This window comes from Prevotella sp. P5-92, assembly GCF_002251245.1.
In the GTDB taxonomy this organism is placed as follows: Bacteria; Bacteroidota; Bacteroidia; order Bacteroidales; family Bacteroidaceae; genus Prevotella.
In genome coordinates this window covers 98,116-119,306 of the sequence record NZ_NPJG01000082.1, presented here as the reverse complement: position 1 = coordinate 119,306, position 21,191 = coordinate 98,116, and the positions used below count along the sequence as shown (strand labels likewise).

20 protein-coding genes are annotated in these 21,191 nt (G+C 49.1%); 14 read left to right on the top strand and 6 right to left on the bottom strand.

Annotated elements, in window-relative coordinates:
• Positions 1-14 precede the first annotated feature (14 nt).
• Positions 15-494, bottom strand: coding sequence for an SsrA-binding protein SmpB (gene smpB, locus CIK99_RS08935; protein WP_094381180.1), 480 nt, complete (start codon positions 492-494; stop codon positions 15-17).
• Positions 487-996 (bottom strand): DMP19 family protein, encoded by a 510-nt coding sequence (locus CIK99_RS08930; RefSeq protein WP_094381179.1) that lies wholly within the window; start codon positions 994-996, stop codon positions 487-489. Before CIK99_RS08930 ends, smpB begins: the two co-directional genes overlap by 8 nt.
• 224 nt (positions 997-1,220) lie before the next feature.
• Between CIK99_RS08930 and CIK99_RS08925 the strand changes: the two genes are divergently transcribed.
• Genes CIK99_RS08925 through CIK99_RS08915 form a run of 3 tightly spaced genes read left to right on the top strand, consistent with a single transcriptional unit; the run spans position 1,221 to position 3,719 of the window.
• Positions 1,221-2,609, top strand: a complete 1,389-nt coding sequence (locus CIK99_RS08925; RefSeq protein WP_094381178.1) for an MATE family efflux transporter — start codon at positions 1,221-1,223, stop codon at positions 2,607-2,609.
• A complete protein-coding gene (locus tag CIK99_RS08920) occupies positions 2,593-3,234 on the top strand; it encodes an AAA family ATPase (RefSeq protein WP_094381177.1) in 642 nt (213 codons plus the stop codon). The genes CIK99_RS08925 and CIK99_RS08920 overlap by 17 nt, the downstream gene beginning before the upstream one ends.
• Positions 3,231-3,719, top strand: coding sequence for a metallophosphoesterase (locus CIK99_RS08915; RefSeq protein WP_094381176.1), 489 nt, complete (start codon positions 3,231-3,233; stop codon positions 3,717-3,719). Before CIK99_RS08920 ends, CIK99_RS08915 begins: the two co-directional genes overlap by 4 nt.
• 317 nt (positions 3,720-4,036) lie before the next feature.
• Here the strand turns inward: CIK99_RS08915 and CIK99_RS08910 are convergent, their stop codons facing one another.
• Genes CIK99_RS08910 through CIK99_RS08895 form a run of 4 tightly spaced genes read right to left on the bottom strand, consistent with a single transcriptional unit; the run spans position 4,037 to position 6,500 of the window.
• Complete coding sequence (locus CIK99_RS08910) at positions 4,037-4,621, bottom strand: Maf family nucleotide pyrophosphatase (protein WP_094381175.1); 585 nt, start codon at positions 4,619-4,621, stop codon at positions 4,037-4,039.
• A 51-nt stretch (positions 4,622-4,672) separates the two neighbouring features.
• Entirely contained in the window at positions 4,673-5,191 is a 519-nt protein-coding gene (locus CIK99_RS08905; RefSeq protein ID WP_094381174.1) for an HAD family hydrolase, read from the bottom strand.
• Positions 5,188-5,964 carry a Rossmann-like and DUF2520 domain-containing protein gene (locus CIK99_RS08900; RefSeq protein WP_094381173.1) on the bottom strand — a complete coding sequence of 259 codons (777 nt, stop codon included), beginning with the start codon at positions 5,962-5,964 and terminating at the stop codon, positions 5,188-5,190. The genes CIK99_RS08905 and CIK99_RS08900 overlap by 4 nt, the downstream gene beginning before the upstream one ends.
• An 8-nt stretch (positions 5,965-5,972) precedes the next feature.
• Positions 5,973-6,500, bottom strand: coding sequence for a nitroreductase family protein (locus tag CIK99_RS08895; RefSeq protein WP_094381172.1), 528 nt, complete (start codon positions 6,498-6,500; stop codon positions 5,973-5,975).
• 115 nt (positions 6,501-6,615) lie between these two features.
• Here CIK99_RS08895 and CIK99_RS08890 point away from each other — a divergent pair, with 115 nt between their 5' ends.
• The 11 genes from CIK99_RS08890 (at position 6,616) to thrC (ending at position 21,036) form a co-directional block, all read left to right on the top strand.
• A complete protein-coding gene (locus tag CIK99_RS08890; RefSeq protein ID WP_094381171.1) occupies positions 6,616-7,593 on the top strand; it encodes a GNAT family N-acetyltransferase in 978 nt (325 codons plus the stop codon).
• Positions 7,594-7,735: 142 nt separating this feature from the next.
• Complete coding sequence (locus CIK99_RS08885; protein ID WP_371591005.1) at positions 7,736-10,120, top strand: TonB-dependent receptor domain-containing protein; 2,385 nt, start codon at positions 7,736-7,738, stop codon at positions 10,118-10,120.
• A gap of 148 nt (positions 10,121-10,268) precedes the next feature.
• Positions 10,269-10,673, top strand: coding sequence for a methylmalonyl-CoA epimerase (mce, locus tag CIK99_RS08880; protein WP_094381170.1), 405 nt, complete (start codon positions 10,269-10,271; stop codon positions 10,671-10,673).
• Positions 10,674-10,721: 48 nt separating this feature from the next.
• Entirely contained in the window at positions 10,722-12,287 is a 1,566-nt protein-coding gene (locus tag CIK99_RS08875) for an acyl-CoA carboxylase subunit beta (protein WP_094381169.1), read from the top strand.
• Between the two features lie 14 nt (positions 12,288-12,301).
• Positions 12,302-12,457, top strand: coding sequence for a hypothetical protein (locus tag CIK99_RS15530; RefSeq protein WP_173805341.1), 156 nt, complete (start codon positions 12,302-12,304; stop codon positions 12,455-12,457).
• Positions 12,458-12,471: 14 nt separating this feature from the next.
• Complete coding sequence (locus tag CIK99_RS08870) at positions 12,472-12,897, top strand: biotin/lipoyl-containing protein (protein WP_094381168.1); 426 nt, start codon at positions 12,472-12,474, stop codon at positions 12,895-12,897.
• A 147-nt stretch (positions 12,898-13,044) separates the two neighbouring features.
• The gene (locus CIK99_RS08865) at positions 13,045-13,701 is read left to right on the top strand and encodes a hypothetical protein (RefSeq protein WP_094381167.1); all 657 of its coding nucleotides are present in this window, start codon (positions 13,045-13,047) and stop codon (positions 13,699-13,701) included.
• 596 nt (positions 13,702-14,297) lie between these two features.
• Positions 14,298-15,728, top strand: coding sequence for a hypothetical protein (locus tag CIK99_RS08860; protein WP_094381166.1), 1,431 nt, complete (start codon positions 14,298-14,300; stop codon positions 15,726-15,728).
• Between the two features lie 260 nt (positions 15,729-15,988).
• Entirely contained in the window at positions 15,989-18,418 is a 2,430-nt protein-coding gene (gene thrA / locus CIK99_RS08855) for a bifunctional aspartate kinase/homoserine dehydrogenase I (RefSeq protein ID WP_094381165.1), read from the top strand.
• Positions 18,419-18,427: 9 nt separating this feature from the next.
• The gene (locus CIK99_RS08850) at positions 18,428-19,702 is read left to right on the top strand and encodes a cofactor-independent phosphoglycerate mutase (RefSeq protein WP_094381164.1); all 1,275 of its coding nucleotides are present in this window, start codon (positions 18,428-18,430) and stop codon (positions 19,700-19,702) included.
• Between the two features lie 32 nt (positions 19,703-19,734).
• Positions 19,735-21,036 (top strand): threonine synthase, encoded by a 1,302-nt coding sequence (gene thrC / locus CIK99_RS08845; protein WP_094381163.1) that lies wholly within the window; start codon positions 19,735-19,737, stop codon positions 21,034-21,036.
• Positions 21,037-21,191 lie beyond the last annotated feature (155 nt).

Sequence of the window (21,191 nt, the reverse complement as noted above, 5' to 3'; positions counted from 1 at the left end):
AACTATTTAGACTTTCAATACCTTTTCATGGCGCGGTCCATCTCGCGTCTGTCTTCCTTTTCCTTCAGAGTCTGGCGCTTGTCAAACTCCTTCTTTCCCTTACAGAGAGCAATGTCCATCTTTGCCCTTCCGTTCTGGTCGATGAAGACAAGTAGGGGAATGATGGTATATCCAGTTTGTTTAGTGGCACTTTCGAGCTTCTGTATCTCCTTGCGGTTGAGCAGGAGCTTTCTGTCTCGTTTCATTTCGTGATTGTTGTACGAACCGTAGAAATACGGACTTACGCTCATTCCCTTCACCCATATCTCACCATTGTTGATATAGCAGAAAGTATCAACGAGCGAAGCCTTTCCTAAACGGATAGACTTGATCTCCGTACCGGTAAGCACGATGCCAGCCGTAAACTCTTCTATAAAAAAATACTCGAACGAGGCTTTCTTGTTCCTGATGTTTACGGGGCTTTTCTTCCTGATGTTTATTTCGTCTTTATTCATTTACTACTGTTGCAAAATTACTTATGTTATTGTCGATATACTCAGCTACGAGATATGTCCACTTCTCTTCGTTCTCCACAAAGTCGTCGTCGAGGTCGTCAAATTCAGGCATTCTCTCAAACATCTGCATAAACTCCTCGTCGGTACATTCGCGCATGATGTCGTCCTTGTATTTCCAATACAGTTTCTTCGCTTCGTATATCATCTTTGAGAGGTCTTTCAGTCCCCAGTCCTTTATGGCCTTAGCAAAGGGGTTGAGGAAGATGAAGTCGCCCCATCCGTTGTGTATAAGTTGTACAAAACCTCCGTCCATAACCTCTTCGTGGAGGGCATGGAAGGCCCATAGTGTCAGCTGGTCGGCATTGAGCTTCGCCATGCTGTCGGCAGTGAGTTGTCCGCCGACGGCGTCGCTGATGGCGTCATAGAAGACCTCGACAAATTCGTCCATGCCCTGTTCGGCGGCACGTCTGAGGTCTGAATCTTTCACTAGTATCTCTTTCATTCGAATAATGTTCCTATTTTTGCGTACTAAAATGTGCTAAATTGGTGCAAAGATAATGAAAAACGATGAAACAGCAAAGAAAATGCTTGCTATTTTAGTAAAAAATCACTATATTTGCATCATGTTTCATAAACAATACTTAAAGAAGGTATAGCACGGCACAATATGTCGTACAAGACAATTCTACGGATAGCGTCAGCTGAAAGATTTGAATAAAACATACAATGAACAAAAACAACAGTAACAGAAGAACACTCGAATTAGGGACAAAACCCGTGGGAGGACTACTGCTACAGTACGCCCTTCCAGCCATTATAGCCATGACCGCCTCATCGCTATATAATATGGTGGATAGTATTTTTATCGGACAAGGAGTGGGAGCGCTCGCCATATCGGGACTCGCCGTCACCTTTCCCTTCATGAACCTCTCGGCAGCTTTCGGCGCAGGAGTGGGAGTGGGCGCGTCGTCATATCTCTCCGTCAAACTCGGACAGAAAGACTACAGCTCAGCCCAACGTATTCTCGGCAACAACATCACGTTGAACATCATCGTGGGCTTGCTTTTCATGGCAGTGTCGCTCGTCTTTCTCGACCCAATATTATACTTCTTCGGAGCCAGCGAACAGACCATCCCTTACGCCCGTGAGTATATGATAGTGATACTCTTGGGAAATGTCATCACTCATCTATATTTTGGCACCAATGCCGTGCTGCGAGCGGCAAGCAAACCACGCGAGGCGATGTATATCACCATCTTTACCGTGGTGCTCAACAGCATACTCGACCCGCTCTTTATCTATACCTTCGACATGGGCATCAGCGGCGCGGCATACGCCACTGTACTCTCGCAGGCCATCGCCTTGGTATTGCAGACACGCCTGTTCTGCAATCCGAAAGAGATGCTTCATCTGAAAAGAGGCATCTACAGCATCGACCTTACAATAGTGAAAAACATCCTCGGCATCGGCGTGTCGCCATTTGCCATGAACGCCACTGCATGCCTCGTATCGATATTTATCAACCAACGGCTACTGCAGTATGGCGGCGACCTTGCGGTGGGAGCTTACGGCATTGCCAACCGCGTGGCGTTCATCTTCATAATGATCAACTTTGGCGTCAACCAAGGCATGCAGCCCATAGCAGGGTATAACTACGGTGCACAGAAATTCGACCGTCTGATGAGGGTGCTGAAACTGGCGATGATAGCAGGCACATGTATCACCACGACGGGATTCCTCGTAGCCGAACTGATGCCAGGACTATGCGTCAGACTGTTTACCGACGATGCTGAGTTATCTGCACGCGCCGTCAACGGACTGCGTATCATGATGGCGGCAATGCCTATCGTGGGCTACCAGATGATAGTCACCAACTTCTTCCAGAGCATTGGCAAGGCAAAGATAAGCATCTTCCTCTCACTCTCACGACAGATGCTGATACTCATCCCCATGCTCCTCATACTACCGCCGCTGATGGGCATCGACGGCGTGTGGACGGCAATGCCCATCAGCGACACGATCTCTGCCTTGTTGGCGCTTGCGATGATGGTGAGATATATGAAAAGATTTAATAGACAACATAAAGAAATGATAGCAAATGGACAACAACAGTAAGATAATCATCAACGTAGGAAGACAGATAGGCAGTGGAGGACGTATAGTCGCCCAACTGCTTGCCGAGCGTTTCAAATGCCGTTTATACGACCGCGAGATACTCAACATAGCGGCTAAAGAGAGCGGATTCAGCATGGAGTATTTCGAGCAAAACGACGAACACAAGAACTTCTTCAAGTCGATCTTTCACAGCAGCACGTCCTACCCGTCGCAAAACACGTTCTACAACTCGGAATTCTCGCAAGACAACCTCTTCCGCATACAGAGCGAGGCTATAAAGAAGGCTGCTGAAAAAGAGTCGTGTGTGTTTGTAGGAAGATGTGCCGACTATGTGTTGCGCGACTTCCCTAACGTCATCAATATCTTCATCACCGCCGACCTCAACGACCGCATAGACGCCGTAAGCGAGCGACGTGGATGCACGCCCGACGAGGCAAGGAAGATAATCACCAACGGCGAGGCGCAACGACAGAAATACTACAACTACTATACCGGCAAGCGATGGGGACACGCTGAGAGCTACGACCTCTGTTTCAACAGTTCGCTTCTCGGCATCGGGACAACAGCAGAGATGATAGGACAGATAATCGGGAGATGGATAGTTAACAAAGGAATATCGAAATGAAAAGAATAGGAATATTGAGCGACACCCACTCTTATTGGGACGATCGCTACCTCACTTATTTCGAGCCGTGCGACGAGATATGGCATGCGGGCGACATCTGTTCAACCGAACTGGCTGAACGCCTCGCAGCCTTCCGCCCGCTACGTGCCGTCTGCGGCAACTGCGACGGCGGCGACCTGCGTCTTATGTTTCCCGAAGTGCTCAGGTTTAAATGCGAAGACGTGGATGTGCTGATGAAACATATCGGCGGCTATCCAGGCAACTACGACCGCAGCATAGCCAGACGTATCTATGCCTCTCCACCACAACTCTTCATCAGCGGCCACTCTCATATCCTGAAGGTGAAATACGACAAGACCCTAAACCTCCTCCATATCAATCCAGGTGCTGCCGGCATCCAGGGATGGCATAAGGAACGCACCCTTGTCCGCCTCACTATCGACGGGAACAGCTTCCCAGACTGCGAAGTGATCACTTTGAAATGACAAAGAAGGGAGGATAAAACAATAGGGCATAAAAAAAGGGAATCTATCTTCACAGACCGATTCCCATTAGGAAAATGATAAATATAGATTAAAATTACTAGTTGTCGAATGCAAAGGTACGTCGTTATCTCGAAAGTACAAAATTATTGAACAATTATTCTTAATAAATTAAACTTGTTTAACCAAAAAATGCCATTTAAACACGTTTTTTTACCACTTAAACCACGTTTTACCTCATTTTTGCACGTCTTGGCACTTTTCAGAGAGCACTTTCAAAAGCGGCATTATTCATCATGTTACCATCGTGAATTTATCGTTCAGACGATACCTTTTAGTTCGCTGTAGATACGCTGGACGGGGAGTCCCATTACATTATAATAACTGCCCGCAAGCGACGTGACACCGATATATCCTATCCATTCTTGTATGCCGTATGCTCCCGCCTTGTCGTAAGGGCGATAGGTCTCGATATAATGGTCTATCTCGTCGGACGAGAGAGAGGCGAAGGTTACTTCTGTCTCGACGGAGAAACTCTTGTGGAAGTCTGTCGTGGTGATGGTAACACCAGTGACCACCGAGTGTGTGCGTCCGCTGATGCTCTCAAGCATCGCGTGGGCATCGGCAGCGTCTTTTGGCTTGCCGAGAATCTTGTCGCCGACGATGACCACGGTGTCTGCAGTGATGATGAGATCAGAGGTGTCCATTTCCGCCTTATATGCTGCGGCTTTCTTCTCCGATATATATTGTGCGACATCGGCAGCAGGAAGACTGTCGGGATAACTCTCGTCAATGCCTGGGATAATCTTTACCGTAAAGTCGATGCCAAGTCCCGAGAGCAGTTCTTGTCGGCGTGGCGACTTGCTGGCCAACACCACGTGATATTTCTTAATATTTTCAAGCATATCCAAGTTCTTGTTTTGTTCTACTTCTTATGAGCCGTGGGGTTATCTACACTACCATCCAAAAGCCTTTTCGTTTTCCAGCCATTTGCCTTGCGCCGCCAAGACCTGCTCGATGACGTCGCGCCCACAGCCATAGCCGCCGTCGTATTGGCTGACATATACAGAGAGCTCTTTGATCTCGTGACAGGCATCCTTTGGACAAACCGGACAGCCCACACGCTGCATTATCTCATAGTCGGGGATGTCGTCGCCCATATACATGATATCCTCATCTGTATAGCCGTAGTTGGCAAGGAACTCGTCATATACATTTATCTTCACGGCACAGCCCATGAAGATATCCTCTACGCCAAGTCCTTCATAACGCTGGCGTATGCTTGCCGTCTTGCCGCCCGTGAGGATCACGATGCGCAGACCTTGTTTCATGGCAAGCTGTATGGCATAACCATCCTTGATATTCACTGTGCGCATGGGTTCGCCTGAGGGGTGGAGGGTGATGGTGGATGCGCTGAGCACACCGTCAACATCAAATATTATTGCTTTTATCTTCTTTAGGTCGTAATTTATCATATCTGTTTTGACTTTTCATGAATACTCTTGCTCATAGTGTCGTAGATAGTCTGGGCGAGGTCATCGCCGTCGAGCAGACTGCGCTGGCGACTGAGCACGTTCTCGTCGTAGCGTATGGCGGGACCTGTCTGTGCTCTTAGCGGATGCATCTCATGAACCTTTTCCACAGTCTCGTCGATGAGCGGAAGGAGCATGTCGAAGGTCATGCCGTGACGCTCCATCACGTCGGCTGCAAGCGAGAAACAGTGGTTGGCAAAGTTACATGCAAAGACGGCAGCGAGATGCAGGTGGCGCCGGTCAGCTGACGAAAGCGCGGTGACCTTATCAGACAGACTGTTGGCAAGGGCGGTAATAAGACTATTAGCCTTGGCGTCGTTATATTCCGTAAAGACCGGAATGAGGCTGAAATCCACCTTCCGCTGCTTGGAAAATGTCTGCATAGGGTAGAGGACACCATAGTGACGGGCCTGACCATTAAAGATGTCGATGGGCATGCTGCCCGCCGTGTGGGCAAACACTTTCTCTTCGCGTCCACGACAAGCCTCACTCACCACGTCGGCAAGCACTGCGTCTTTCACTGCAACCACATAGATGTCAGCTGTGTCGCTGAGCTTCGAGAGACTGTCTATAGCCTGGGCACCACACTGCTCGGCAAGTGCCGTGGCATTACACAGAGTGTGACTATAGACCTGTATGATGGCATGTCCTGCTTCTCTTGCGGCTATACCGAGCTGGGTGGCGAGGTTACCTGCACCAATGAGTGTGATGTTCATAGCTTGGTTTAATACTTTTCTGCGTGTACGTTCTCCCACTTCAGGTTGTCCTCGTTCTGTGGCTTGCGCTCGTCGGCCTTGTGTCCCACGGCGATGATGCAGAGAGTGTTGAGGTTGGCAGGAATATCGAGCACGCCACGTATCACCTCGTCGGCCGGTGTGCCGTCAGCCAGTCCGCGACCACGCATCTGCACCCAGCACGAGCCCAGTCCGAGTTCCTCTGCCTGATATTGCATCGACACGGCAGCTATCGATCCGTCTTCCACCCAGCAGTCGTTCTTCTGTGGATCGCCGAGCACTACGATAGCGAGTGGAGCTCCTTTCATAAACTGCGAACCGAGGTCTTTCGCGTCGGCAAGTTTCTCTATGTCAGTCTTGTCATCCACCACAACAAACTGCCATGCACGCTGGCTCTTAGACGTGGGTGACATCAGCGCTGCCCTAAGTATAGACTGCACGTGCTCAGGACTTATCTCTTCGTCGGTGAATTTGCGATGGCTTCTTCTGATTTTTACTAATTCGTTGAAATCTGTCATATTTTTGTATTAATTAAAGTGAATAATCGTAATTTGAGTACAAAGGTAAGCAAAATATGAAAAAAAATACGATAGATGCTTTGTTTTTTATGTTTTATTTATTATTTTTGCAGCAGTGAATGACAAGGAGATTATAATATACACGTCGGGTATGGAACTACCACAGCTGCCGGGCGACAACTTTTTCCACAGCGCCGAACTGTTCCATATTTACGAGCAGACGCCACGCCACTCGCCGATGATGGTGGTAGCGAGGAATGCCGACGGCACTATGGCAGGATGTATGCTTGCCGTAGTCAGACGGCGTGCGATGTGGCTACCGCCGTTCTTCTCCTGGCATTGCCGCGTCATGGGGGAGGGGAGCTATGCCGTGGAGAGCCCTTATCGCGAGCAACTCTTCACTCGCATGATGACTGAACTGATGAGAAACATGCCTATTAGGGTGGCATACACCGAGATGAGCCATTTCTCCACGAAGATGTTCGGTTACAAGGCTCTCAGCCTCAAGGGGTTCTTTCCCGTCAACTGGCTAAACATTCACAACTCGCTTCACAGCAAGTCGCCCGAGGAACGTATCTCGCAAAGACATCTCGAAAGAGTCCTGCGAATACAGAAAAAAGGCGTGGCCATGCGTGAGGTGACTACCGACGACGACCTGCACGATTTTGTTCATCTGCTGAAAGCCCATAACTTCTTCAAACCCAAACGATTCATTCCCTCAGAACAATTCTTCCGACTGGTCAAGGACAACCCCAACATCCACTTGTTGCTCACCACTTATCACAACAACGTCATCGGCTGTTGCGCCTATGCTCTTTCGCAAGGCAACGCCTACCTTTGGTTTGCCGCATACCGCCGGAAGTCGTTTGTAAAACTACATCCTGCCGACATGACCATCTGGGGAGCGATAAAAAGGGCTTACGACGAAGGATGCGACCATTTCTGCTTCCTCGACGTAGGCTTGCCATACCGCAAGAACAAACTACGCGACTTCATCCTCGGTTTCGGCGGCAAACAGGTCAGCTCGTTGAGGTGGTTCAGATTCAGATACTCTTTCATTAATCGAATCCTTTCGAGAATATTTAGCTTGTAAAGCTATTAAAGGATAAGTTTTAGAAGTTAAAAAAGTTAACTTCCCCTTTCATGAAAGTTTATCAATTATTGCCTCCTTAACACAATAAATAAGGTGAAGAAACGTTTATAGTCTTGTACAGTATTAGGACAAAAAACATAAAATGCAGACATATATTCATCGTACTATGGCTCTTATAGCCATAATATTCTTGACGTGCTTCACAGCTATGGCGCAGTCGTTCACGCTGACTGGAACGGTAGTGGATGAAGACGGAAATCCCGTGGAACTCGCCACCGTGGCTTGTGTGAAACAGGCAAAGGTGAGCATGACAAACTTAAAGGGTAAGTTTAGCATGCAACTGCAATCGGCTGACAGCGTGACGATAAGATTCTCGATGGTGGGATACAAGACAAGGGAGAGAATACTGCACAAGCCATCAGGCAAACAGACGCTGAGAGTAGTGCTCACCCCTATGGCGGCACTCGACGAACTCGTTGTCACCGAGCGGCGCCGACAGACCTCACAGACTGAACGTCTCGACATTGAAGACGCAAAAAACAATCCCTCCACCACGGGCAACGCCGTAGAGGAACTGATACAACAACAGGCCGGCGTGTCGTCACACGACGAGATGTCGTCGCAGTATAATGTGCGTGGTGGCTCGTTTGACGAGAATGCCGTGTATATCAACAATATCGAGGTCTATCGACCCTTCCTCGTCAGAAGCGGACAGCAAGAGGGACTCAGCGTCATCAATCCCGACATGGTGGGCTCGATAGGCTTCTCTACCGGAGGCTTTGAGGCAAAATACGGCGACAAGATGTCGTCGGTGCTCGACATCACCTATCAACAGCCGAAAAGAAACGAGGCAAAGGCTCAGCTGTCGCTACTCGGCGCCAGTGGTTTCGCCGCCCTCGTGGGAAAGAAATGGGCCATGAGCCACGGCTTAAGATACAAGACCAACAAGTATCTCCTCGGTTCTGTGGATACAAAAGGTGAATACAGACCCGACTTCCTCGACTACCAGACTTTCATCAGCTATCGCCCCGACTCGCTGTGGAAGATTGACTTCATCGGCAATATCTCAGAAAACCACTTCAACTTCGTGCCAGACAACCGCGAGACGTCGTTCGGCACACTCGAAGAGGTGAAGAAGTTCAAGGTGTATTTCGACGGACAGGAGAAAGATCTTTTCCGCACTTTCTTCGGAGCACTCGACATTACAAGACAACTGGGAAAGAACACCTCGCTCTCGCTCCTCGCCTCGGCATTCTACACCAAAGAGCAGGAGACATACGACATACAGGGACAGTATTGGCTCGACGATGTAAACCAAAATACGAATATCGCCGTAGGCACCTACCTCGAACACGCACGCAACTACCTCACCGGACACGTGGAAAACGTCAAGATGCTCCTAAGACACAAGACACGCAAGCACGAGAGCGAAGGAGCGTTGGAAATAAAATTTGAAAACGTAAAAGAACGTGCTACAGAATACGAGATGCGCGACTCCAGCGGCTATTCCATTCCCCACACTCCTGACCGCCTCGACCTTATCTATTCGCTGCGCTCGGTCAACGAGATGCGCTCAAGACGCCTCGAAGGCTACATCATGGACACCTACCGATTCCAAAGCAACACCGAACGTCCCTCTTACTACACACTCAACTACGGACTGAGGTTCAACCACTGGTCGTTCAACCGCGAGACAACCGTTTCGCCAAGGGCGTCGTTGTCTATAGTACCTTCGTTTGACGACAATGCCACCATTCGACTTGCCGCCGGACTCTACTATCAGGCCCCGTTCTACAAAGACGTTCGCGACACCACCACTGTCAACGGCACCACAATAGCCACCCTTAACAAAAACATCAAAAGCCAACAGTCAATACAGTTTGTGGCAGGCTTCGACTATCGCTTCAAGATGCTCGGAAGAGCGTTTAAGTTTTCAGCAGAGGCATACTACAAGCATCTCTCCAATCTCATCCCTTATAATATAAATAATGTGAAGGTGACATACTACGGCGAAAACATCGCCGACGGCTATGCCACGGGATTAGACATGAAACTCTATGGAGAGTTCGTACCCGAGACTGGATCATGGGTAACCCTGTCGCTGATGAAGACAAAGCAAAACATTGCCGGCGTCAGCGTGCCACTGCCCACAGACCAACGATGGGGCATCAACGTACACTTCACCGACTACTTCCCAGGTATGCGCCGACTGCTGGTGTCGCTTAAACTCGCGCTCATCGACGGACTGCCGTTCGGACCTCCACACAAAGGACTCGAGGCAATGCAGTTCCGTGCACCAGCATACCGACGCGCCGACATAGGACTCAACTACCTGCTCATCGACAGGAAGAACGAGAGGGGAGCTACGCTGAAAAGACTATGGCTGAGCTGCGACGCGCTCAACCTCTTTGGCATCAGCAACGTCAACTCCTACTACTGGGTAACCGACGTCAGCAGCAACCAGTTTGCCGTGCCAAATTATCTCACCGGCCGACGCTTCAACGTGCGTGTTTCGGTGGAATTGTAACTTAAAACAATTACAAGATAGATATTTATAAGCTATAAATGCTGAAATTAACAATATTTTCAATACAATCTTTGTCAGTATTCACAAAAATAACTATCTTTGCACGGTTTTTTAAATGAAACATTATACAATTTAAATACAAATAACTATGAAGATTTCTCATATTGAGCATCTGGGCATAGCTGTCCAGAGCATCGAAGAGGCACTCCCATACTTCGAGAATGTTCTCGGTCTGAAGTGCTATGCAGTGGAAGAAGTGGCTGACCAGAAAGTGAAGACAGCCTTCCTCAAGTGTGGTGAAGTAAAGCTCGAACTCCTCGAGCCAACATCGCCTGAGAGCACTATCCAGAAGTGGCTCGACAAGGGCAACAAGGGTGTTCACCACGTGGCTTTCGCCGTAGAAGACGGTGTGGCTAACGCTCTCGCCGAGTGCGAGGAGAAGGGCGTACGTCTCATCGACAAGGCTCCACGCAAGGGCGCTGAAAGCCTTAACATCGCTTTCCTTCATCCAAAGTCAACAGCAGGCATCCTTACCGAGCTCTGCGAGCACTAAGAAAAGAAAGAAGTTCTGACAAAATCATAAAAACAACAATTAATAGCAATGAGCAAGCAATTAGAGAAAATCAAGCAGCTTATCGCCAAGCGTGAAGAAGCACGCATCGGAGGCGGTGAGAAGGCTATCGAAAAGCAGCATCAGCGTGGCAAATATACCGCTCGTGAGCGTATCAATATGCTCCTGGACGAGGGTAGCTTCGAGGAATATGACATGTTCAAACTCCATCGTTGCACCAACTTCGGCATGGAGAAGAAGCAGTATCTCGGCGACGGTGTCGTAGTAGGTTCAGGTACCATCGACGGACGTCTCGTGTTTATCTTCGCCCAGGACTTCACCGTCAACGGCGGTTCGCTCTCTGAGACCATGGCACAGAAGATCTGCAAGGTGATGGACATGGCCATGAAGATGGGTGCTCCAATCATCGGTATCAACGACTCGGGTGGCGCACGCATCCAGGAGGGTATCAACGCTCTCGCTGGCTATGGCGAAATCTTCGAGCGTAACATCCTCGCCTCTGGTGTCATCCCCCAGATCAGCGGTATCTTCGGTCCTTGTGCCGGCGGTGCAGTGTATTCACCTGCCTTGACCGACTTCACCCTGATGATGGAGAACACGTCATACATGTTCCTCACCGGTCCAAAGGTAGTGAAGTCAGTGACTGGCGAAGACATCGACCAGGAACACCTCGGCGGTGCCAGCGTACACGCATCAAAGAGCGGTGTAACTCACTTCACAGCTTCTACCGAGGAGGAGGGTCTGGAGATGATCAAGACCCTGCTGAGCTACATCCCTTCAAACAATATGGAGACAGCACCACGCAAACAGTGCAACGACCCTATCGACCGTCTTGAGGACACTCTCAACGAGATCATCCCTGACAACGGCAACGAGGCTTACGACATGTACAAGGTGATTGGAGGCATTGTTGACAATGGCGAGTTCTTCGAGATACAGCCAAAGTTCGCACGCAACATCATCATCGGCTTCGCCCGCTTCAACGGTCAGAGCGTAGGTATCGTGGCCAACCAGCCATCGGTATATGCCGGTGTGCTCGACGTTAACGCCAGCCGCAAGGGTGCCCGCTTCGTTCGTTTCTGCGACGCGTTCAACATTCCTATCGTCTCTCTCGTCGATGTACCAGGATTCCTCCCAGGCACAGGCCAGGAGTACAACGCTGTCATCCTCCACGGAGCACAGCTGCTCTACGCTTACGGCGAGGCCACAGTGCCAAAGATCACCGTCACACTGCGCAAGAGCTACGGCGGTAGCCATATCGTTATGGGCTGTAAGCAGCTCCGCGCCGACCTCAACTACGCATGGCCTTCTGCCGAGATCGCCGTTATGGGTGCATCAGGTGCCGTGGCAGTCCTCTGCGCTAAGGAGGCTAAGGCAAAGAAGGAAGCTGGCGAGGACGTGAAGGCATTCTTGGCAGAGAAGGAGGAGGAATACAACGACCTCTTCGCTACTCCATACCAGGCAGCGAAATACGGCTACATCGACGATGTCATCGAGCCACGCAACACTCGCTTCCGCATTTGCCGCGGACTGGCGCAGCTCGCCACCAAGCGTGAGAGCCTGCCAGCCAAGAAGCACGGCAACATTCCAATGTAATTAAAATCATTATTATGGCATACGACAAAAATGTGTACGCTGCCATCGCTCTTGCTCTTCATGAGCATCTTGGCAATAATGTCCACGACAAAGTGTCGGGCGTGATCACTATCAACGAGCGCGACACCCAGTGGAACGGATTTGCACTTAGCATGACTGAGCGTCCATAATTATTATTCAAGTTATGAAAGAGTATAAATATACTATAGACGGCAAAACCTACGAAGTGACTATTGGCGACATCGCCGACAACATCGCTTCTGTCACTGTCAACGGCGAAGACTTCAAGGTGGAGATGGAACCTGAAAAGGAACCAGAGAAGCCAAAAGTGGTACGCCCCGTGGCAGCACCAGCCGCAGCTCCTGCCAGCTCTCAAGGCAGCAAGGCCGTAAACTCACAAAACGCTGTCAAGGCTCCTCTGCCAGGCACTATCATCGAAGTAAAGGTGAACGTGGGCGACGAGGTGAAGACCGGCGACGTCGTTGTTGTGCTCGAGGCCATGAAGATGGCTAACAACCTCGAAGCCGAAAAGGGCGGAAAGGTAACGGCCATTTGTGTACAACCTGGTCAGAGCGTGATGGAAGACGAGGCTCTCGTAGTTATCGAATAATTTATATCATATTTAATTCAAAGTCCTTTGCATGGCCGATACCGTGTCAAAGGACTTTTTTTTGGTCTATTTTGAAAAAAGTGCGTATTATATTTGGTGGAGTGGAATAATATGTGTAACTTTGTCGAAAATAAAAAACATGTAACTATGACACAGATTACGCAAGATAACTTTGATATGGAATACCAGGACGTCATCGAGATAGAACGCATAGACAAGTTCGTCAGTGACGAGATGGATCGACAGATGCACCGATACATCAAGGCGTATCATGGTAGCAAGGAAATAATGGACAAGTTCATCCAGCGCCTCAAGGGAATGACTGTCGAGCAGAAAGAGGAAGCCATCGCCGCTTATATCGACATAAACCGCAAGGCTGTCAGCGGACTTGACCTGCAGATAGTGCTTGCACGCGCCATGGCCAACTATTGCGACACCTACTTCTATTTCAAGAAGATGCTCGCCGACAAAAAGAAGTTTGACTTCTATCTTAATCGCATCAAGGAGAAATACATACGTCTTCACGAGGTGTTTGAACAGGACGGGAAGTTCGGCATCAAAAACTATCGGGGCGACATCATGCTTCATCCCCGCTACGACTTCATAAGACGTGTCTTTACCAATGTTGACGACCGTGCCAACATGCCGGTGATAGCGCAACGCGACGGCAAGATGGGACTTGTACTCCCCGACGGCAACGACACCGTCGTGGCAGACTTCATCTACGACGACATCAGCCTACGCGACGAGTATCCTTACTTCGAGGCAACCAAGGACGGAGAGACCGTAATACTCGACAATTAGGTCTCCCATGCAAGTATAAATATAAATAGGTGTCCAGTCATACTCTGGTTCACCTATTTATTTTTTTCTTATATCATTAGGCTATTACTTTGACTAAAGCCTAAGCAGTCAACATAAATAGTTAAACTACACGACAAAACACTTGTCACGTCACATGACATGTGAACACTCGTGTGTCACGGTCGTACCACAGGCAGCGACACGACTGTTCCATAGCCTTGGAACAACTGTGTCACAGCCCGTGGTACAGTTGTATCAAACGTAGTTTTAAACGCCATGTGAATAGAGGGTTGACTAAACGCTATCAGTCTCTATCCTTAACCTCTCATTTCCCTTGGTCAGAAGGCTTATCTCACCCTTATTATTCATTTCTCAGACCGTAGTATATTACTATTTTATCTAGCAATGCCGTTTAAGTGATACTATTTTGACTTTTTTAAGAAAAAAAATGCGTTGTTTTTATTGTCCATTCACGGTTTTTTGCTATATTTGCACCCGTAAAGGGGATGTTGTATATCATTCCCAACAGAGAGTAAACAACCAAATACATCCAAAAACGTATTTGCAATAGAACAAAATTATAAACTCAATAGAAAATGAAAAAACTAATATATGGAATGGCGGCTGTAGCTATAAGCACAGTCTTCGCCAACTGTTCGAACCAAGAAGTAATACCAATGACTCAGGAGGAATTGGTAAAAGCTGACTATGAGGCAAAATTCATTCAGAAATTCGGAAAGCCTTCACCAGACCAAACATGGGGATTTGGTAAATCATCTACAAAATCTGTAGCTTCTATCGGTACTCGTTGGGCTGATCCTAATGCTAACATGTGGGCAGAAACTTGGACTGTTATTCAGCCTCTTACCGATGCACAGAAAGACAAGGTGAGAAGATATTTCCAAAATAACAAGACTCCTAAGAACACCCCTGTCAACTACACCAACTTCTGGGTACAGGACGTTTATAAAGGAGGTACCAATACAGAAGGTTCAAAGTCAACAGAGAGATATAAAGCTGCTAATGGTGATGAATTTATTGGTAGCGAAAAGATGGATAAGCTGACTGCAGGTTCAGATAATCAACACATCAACAACTACAACAATGGTCAGTGTTCTCCAAACGAAAACATTTGGGATGGCAGCCTGCGCGATCCTTCTAATCAAAATATAAAGATTTTTCATACTGATAAGCTTATGCTGATGATAAATTCTATGACCGACTGCTTTGGTTTCTCTAACTCACTGCAGGGTAACCAGTATAACAAAAACTACGTTATCGTTCCTGGCGACGTGATTATGCAATGGGAATCTGCAACTACAGCTAATGGTGAGAACTCTGATGTATCAGGCATGTACTTCGTTGGTTTCGACTATGATGCAAACTTTGACAACGGGGTTTATCATATGGTGAACACAAACACATATATGGTAACAGAAGTGCCTGAAGGTACCCCTGATGCTTTCCATATTCCAAACACAAGCGATGAAAGATGGTATATTGCTGGTGCAGCCGATGGTTACTATTCAGATTGGATTGTACGTGTTTGCGAGGCAACTCCTAAACCTGACTATCGTATCATCGCCGAGGACTTGAGCGTAGAAGATGCAGCAAGTGACTTCGACTTCAACGACGTTGTGTTCGACGTTAAGATGAACTATCCAAACAATGGAGTACATACCATTATCCTTCAGGCAGCAGGTGGTACGTTGCCTCTGAAGGTAGGTTACAGTGAGGTTCATGAACTTTTCGGTGTATCCACTACTACTATGGTAAATACCGGTGCGGGTGTATCTAAGGCGCCTGTTACATTTAAATACGCACAAAACACAACAAACGTAAATGAGATTCCAGTAAAGGTTCAGAAGAATGGCCAATGGATTGAGTTAGAGGCACTGAAAGGTAAAGTTGCAAGTAAGATTTGCGTACAGCCAAGATACGTTTGGTGTGCTGAGCGCAAAGCCATAGATACAGTTTATCCTAACTTCAGCCAATGGGTACGAGAAAACAATGACCTTTGGTACTAAGAAACAATGATGATTAATTGATATGTGAACAATGATTGTCCCCACCTTTGCTTTTTGTGAGCGAGGGTGGGGCTTTTTCGTGCCCTAAAACTAAGCTATTCTCTGACAATTTGGACAAATAACATTCGGGAAAATAAAAAAATGGTGTTTTATTTTGTAAAAACGATAATTATTGTTACCTTTGCACCTAATTTACTAAAGTAAACTCTACCCCCGCTTGTTTAGGGGACAACAATAATAAAAATAACAATAAAAAAACTATGAAAGTATTGAAATTCGGCGGAACATCCGTAGGTTCCGTAGAAAGCATCCTGAGTCTGAAAAGCATCGTTGAAAAACAGTCTCAGCCTGTGATTGTAGTGGTCAGTGCCCTTGGAGGCATAACAGACAAGTTGATCGCCACGTCAAAACTCGCCCTTAAAGGAGACGAGACGTACAAGGCGGAGTTTGACGCCATCGTAACGCGTCATCACAACATGGTCAACACCATTATCACCAATACCACAGAGCGAACACGACTCCTGAACATCGTTGACAGTCTCCTCGAAGAACTCCGTTCCATCTATTACGGAGTGTATCTCATTCGCGACCTCAGCCCAAAGACAAGCGCAGCCATCGTCAGCTATGGCGAACGTCTGAGCAGCAATATCGTTGCCACACTCATCAACAATGCGGCATGGAAAGACTCGCGCGAATTTATCAAAACAGAATACAAGTTCGGAAAACATATTCTTGACAGCGACCTCACCAACCAACTCGTAAGAGAGGCTTTCGCCGAACTGCCACAGATAACCGTAGTACCGGGATTTATCAGTAGCGACAAGTTCTCGGGCGAAGTGACAAACCTCGGACGTGGCGGCAGCGACTATACCGCTTCTATCATCGCGGCGGCTCTCGACGCCGAGGTGCTCGAGATATGGACCGACGTCAACGGATTTATGACTGCCGACCCACGCGTCATACATTCAGCTTATACCATCAACGAACTGAGCTACGTCGAGGCCATGGAGCTCTGTAACTTCGGAGCCAAGGTGATATATCCTCCTACGATATATCCCGTATGCGTGAAGAACATACCTATCAAGGTGAAGAACACGTTCAACCCCGACGACCCCGGCACTATCATCAAAGACAAGATCGACAACGACCGCAAGCCTATCAAGGGTATATCAAGCATCAACGGCACTACGCTCATCACCGTGACGGGTCTGTCGATGGTGGGAGTGATAGGCGTCAACCGCCGTATCTTCACCGCTCTCGCCGACCACGGCATCTCGGTATTCATGGTGTCGCAGGCTTCGTCAGAGAACTCTACCTCTATCGGCGTGCGCGACGAGGATGCCGACGAGGCAGTGAGAGTGCTCGACTATGAGTTCGCAAAGGAGATAGAGACCGGAGCCATGTATCCTATGCACGCTGAAAGCGGTCTCGCCACCATAGCCATCGTGGGAGAGAACATGAAGCACACTCCTGGTATTGCCGGAAAGCTCTTCGGCACTCTCGGACGTAGCGGCATCTCGGTCATTGCATGTGCCCAGGGCGCATCGGAGACAAACATCTCGTTTGTCGTTGATTCAAAATTCCTCCGCAAGTCGCTCAACGTGCTGCACGACTCCTTCTTCCTCAGCGAATACAAGGTGCTCAACCTCTTCATCTGCGGTGTAGGCACAGTGGGAGGAAACCTTATCTCACAGATACACTCACAGTATGAGGAACTCATGCACACCCGACGACTGAAACTCAACGTCGTGGGCATCGCCAGCAGTCATAACGCCATCTTCTCACGCGAAGGCATCGACCTCGGCAACTACCGCGAACAACTGGAGAAGTCGGCTCCAAGCAATATCAACCACCTGCGCGACGAGGTCATCGGCATGAACATCTTCAACAGCGTCTTCGTCGATTGTACCGCCAGCGGCGAGGTGGCAGAACTTTACCAGACCTTCCTCGAACACAATATCAACGTGGTGGCAGCAAACAAGGTGGCTGCTTCAAGCGACTATGCAAGCTACGCCAAGCTGAAGGAAACAGCACTCAGACGCGGCGTGAAGTTCCTCTTCGAGACTAACGTCGGTGCAGGACTGCCCATCATCGGCACCATCAACGACCTGCGCGACTCAGGAGACAAAATACTTAAGATAGAGGCTGTTCTCAGCGGAACGCTCAACTTTATCTTCAACGAGATAGCAGCCGACGTGCCATTCTCCGAGACAGTACGCAGAGCCAAGCAGCAAGGATATAGCGAACCAGACCCACGCATTGACCTCAGCGGAAAAGACGTGGTGAGAAAGCTCGTCATCCTCGCACGTGAGGCAGGATATAAAGTGGAACAAGACGACGTAGAGAAACATCTCTTCGTGCCCGACGAGTTCTTTAAAGGTAGCATCGACGACTTCTGGAAAAACCTTCCTTCGCTCGACGCTGACTTCGAGGAAAAACGCAAGGTGCTCGAAGCGGAAAACAAACGATGGCGATTCGTGGCCAAGATGGACCACGGTGCCACACGTGTCTCGCTCGAAGCCGTCGGTCAACACCATCCGTTCTACGGACTCGAAGGCTCAAACAACATAGTGCTGCTCACTACCGAACGCTACAAGGAATATCCAATGCTCATTCAGGGCTACGGAGCAGGAGCAGGAGTGACAGCTGCCGGCGTCTTTGCCAACATCATGTCGATAGCCAACAACTAAACTACAATAATGAAACACTTGATAATTCTTGGAGACGGCATGGCCGACCATGCCGTTGACCGACTGGGAGGAAAGACCCTTCTTCAACACGCCGACACACCATATATGGACCTGTTGGCAAAGAAAGGGCGATGCGGCAGACTCGTCACCGTCCCCGACGGATACAGCCCAGGCAGCGAGGTGGCAAACACCGCCATACTGGGCTACGACCTCGACAAGGTATATGAGGGTAGAGGTCCGCTTGAGGCTGCCAGCATCGGATATGAGATGAGACCCGACGATATGGCCATACGCTGCAATATCATCACTCTTGCCGACGGGAAGATACTTAATCACCATGGAGGCCATCTCTCGACAGAAGACGGCACCGTGCTCATTAACTATCTCAACGAGCAACTCGGCGACGACCGCGTGCAGTTCATCCCCGGCATACAGTATCGCCATCTACTCGTCATACGAGGCGGCAACAAGCACATCACCTGTTCGCCTCCTCACGATCATCCCGACGAGCCATGGCAACCATTATTGGTAAAGCCTGAGAACACAGGGACAGGTCACGCTTCTACAGAGAACACATGCGAGAAATGCCAACAGAGTGTCGCCCGACTCTCTCCCGCAGAGACTGCCGACCTCATCAACGACCTCATCCTCCGCTCGCAGTCGCTCCTTGAGAATCACCCCATCAACCAAAAGCGCAAGACAGAAGGCAAGCCAATGGCAAACTCTATCTGGCCTTGGAGCCCAGGCTATCGCCCCTCGATGCAGACCATAGCCGAGATGTATCCCGAGGTGAAGACAGGAGCCGTCATCTCTGCCGTGGATCTTATCAGAGGCATAGGACATTATGCTGGACTGAAGATCGTCGTGGTAGATGGCGCTACCGGACTCTACAACACCAACTACGAGGGAAAGGCACAGGCAGCCATCGAAGCCCTGAAGAACGACGACTTCGTCTTCCTGCATGTGGAAGCAAGCGACGAGGCAGGACATGACGGCGACCTCGACCTCAAACTGCGCACCATAGAATATCTCGACAGGCGCATCGTGGAACCTATATATAATGAGGTGAAGACATGGGACGAACCAGTGGCTATAGCACTCTTGCCCGATCATCCCACACCCGTGGAGACACGTACACACGTGAAGGAACCAGTGCCCTTTGTCATCTATCATCCCGGCATCGAAGCCGACGGAGTGAAAGAGTTCGACGAGGTGAGCTGCGTCAGCGGAGCCTACGGACTGCTCCAAAAAGACGAGTTTATGAAAGTCTTCATGAATGATTAAAGATACCTTATATTATTAGATAAAAGACAACAATGAAATACTACAGTACAAACAAAAAGGCTCCCATGGCTACCTTGCACGAGGCGGTAGTAAAGGGACTGGCGGGCGACCGCGGCCTTTATATGCCCGAAAGCATAAAGCCTCTGCCAAAGGAGTTTTTCGACAATATCGACAAGCTGACGTTCCAGGAGATCGCATTCACCGTGGCAAAGGCTTTCTTCGGAGAAGACGTCAATGAAGACGACCTGAAGAACATCGTTTACGACACCCTTCAGTTCGACTGCCCAGTAGTGGAGGTGAAGGAGAATATCTACAGCCTCGAACTCTTCCACGGACCGACACTCGCATTCAAAGATGTGGGCGCACGATTCATGGCACGACTGTTGCAATACTTCATCCGTCAGGAAGGCAAGGAGCAGGTGAACGTGCTCGTTGCCACCAGCGGCGACACTGGCAGCGCAGTAGCTAACGGATTCCTCGGGGTGGATGGCATCCACGTGTATGTGCTCTATCCCAAAGGAAAGGTGAGCAAGATACAGGAGAGCCAGTTCACTACACTCGGAAAGAACATCACCGCCGTAGAGGTGGACGGAGTGTTTGACGACTGCCAGGCTCTCGTGAAAAGCGCATTCATGGACGACGAACTGAACAAGCACATGAAGCTCACTTCGGCCAACTCTATCAACGTGGCCCGATTCCTGCCTCAGGCCTTCTACTATTTCAACGCCTACGCCCGTCTGAAGGCTATGGGCAAGGCTGACGAGATGGTGGTTTGCGTACCAAGCGGAAACTTCGGCAATATCTGCGCCGCACTCTTTGGCCACCGCATGGGACTGCCCGTGAAACGTTTCATCGCCGCCAACAACGCCAACGACATCTTCTACAACTATCTGCAGACAGGCAAATACGAGCCAAAGGCAAGCCGACAGACCATTGCCAATGCCATGGACGTGGGCGACCCAAGCAACTTCGCCCGCATCTACGACCTCTATAAGGGCGACCATGACGCCATCACCTCGCTCATCAGCGGCGCCACATATAGCGACGAGCAGATACGAGAGACGATGAAGGCATGCTTCGACACTACGGGATACACACTCGACCCACACGGCGCATGCGGCTACCGCGCACTCTCCGAACAACTGCAGGAAGGCGAGACGGGAGTGTTCTGCGAGACGGCTCATCCCGCAAAATTCAAGGAGACAGTCGAGAGCGTCATCGGAGCAGAGGTGGCAATACCTGAGCGCCTTGCAGCCTTCATGAAAGGCACTAAGCAAAGCGTGGAAATGTCAAAGGAGTTTGAAGACTTCAAGAACTTCCTTCTAAAGCGTTAAAAAATGCTTAATTGTTTTGTCTGCTCAGAAAAATGTAGTAATTTTGAACGCTCTAAGAGTAACAAAATGCGTCAGAATGGCTAAAAAGGGCCTTAAACGGCATTTTTCTCAAAATATGACGAGTAGAAGACAACAATTAAAAAGTTAACATAATA

Excerpts from the sequence above, each read along its gene's own strand:
- smpB (WP_094381180.1), bottom strand. The coding sequence starts at position 494 with ATGAATAAAGACGAAATAAACATCAGGAAGAAAAGCCCCGTAAACATC.
- CIK99_RS08930 (WP_094381179.1), bottom strand. The coding sequence starts at position 996 with ATGAAAGAGATACTAGTGAAAGATTCAGACCTCAGACGTGCCGCCGAA.
- CIK99_RS08925 (WP_094381178.1), top strand. The coding sequence starts at position 1,221 with ATGAACAAAAACAACAGTAACAGAAGAACACTCGAATTAGGGACAAAA.
- CIK99_RS08920 (WP_094381177.1), top strand. The coding sequence starts at position 2,593 with ATGGACAACAACAGTAAGATAATCATCAACGTAGGAAGACAGATAGGC.
- CIK99_RS08915 (WP_094381176.1), top strand. The coding sequence starts at position 3,231 with ATGAAAAGAATAGGAATATTGAGCGACACCCACTCTTATTGGGACGAT.
- CIK99_RS08910 (WP_094381175.1), bottom strand. The coding sequence starts at position 4,621 with ATGCTTGAAAATATTAAGAAATATCACGTGGTGTTGGCCAGCAAGTCG.
- CIK99_RS08905 (WP_094381174.1), bottom strand. The coding sequence starts at position 5,191 with ATGATAAATTACGACCTAAAGAAGATAAAAGCAATAATATTTGATGTT.
- CIK99_RS08900 (WP_094381173.1), bottom strand. The coding sequence starts at position 5,964 with ATGAACATCACACTCATTGGTGCAGGTAACCTCGCCACCCAGCTCGGT.
- CIK99_RS08895 (WP_094381172.1), bottom strand. The coding sequence starts at position 6,500 with ATGACAGATTTCAACGAATTAGTAAAAATCAGAAGAAGCCATCGCAAA.
- CIK99_RS08885 (WP_371591005.1), top strand. The coding sequence starts at position 7,736 with ATGCAGACATATATTCATCGTACTATGGCTCTTATAGCCATAATATTC.
- mce (WP_094381170.1), top strand. The coding sequence starts at position 10,269 with ATGAAGATTTCTCATATTGAGCATCTGGGCATAGCTGTCCAGAGCATC.
- CIK99_RS08875 (WP_094381169.1), top strand. The coding sequence starts at position 10,722 with ATGAGCAAGCAATTAGAGAAAATCAAGCAGCTTATCGCCAAGCGTGAA.
- CIK99_RS15530 (WP_173805341.1), top strand. The coding sequence starts at position 12,302 with ATGGCATACGACAAAAATGTGTACGCTGCCATCGCTCTTGCTCTTCAT.
- CIK99_RS08870 (WP_094381168.1), top strand. The coding sequence starts at position 12,472 with ATGAAAGAGTATAAATATACTATAGACGGCAAAACCTACGAAGTGACT.
- CIK99_RS08865 (WP_094381167.1), top strand. The coding sequence starts at position 13,045 with ATGACACAGATTACGCAAGATAACTTTGATATGGAATACCAGGACGTC.
- CIK99_RS08860 (WP_094381166.1), top strand. The coding sequence starts at position 14,298 with ATGAAAAAACTAATATATGGAATGGCGGCTGTAGCTATAAGCACAGTC.
- thrA (WP_094381165.1), top strand. The coding sequence starts at position 15,989 with ATGAAAGTATTGAAATTCGGCGGAACATCCGTAGGTTCCGTAGAAAGC.
- CIK99_RS08850 (WP_094381164.1), top strand. The coding sequence starts at position 18,428 with ATGAAACACTTGATAATTCTTGGAGACGGCATGGCCGACCATGCCGTT.
- thrC (WP_094381163.1), top strand. The coding sequence starts at position 19,735 with ATGAAATACTACAGTACAAACAAAAAGGCTCCCATGGCTACCTTGCAC.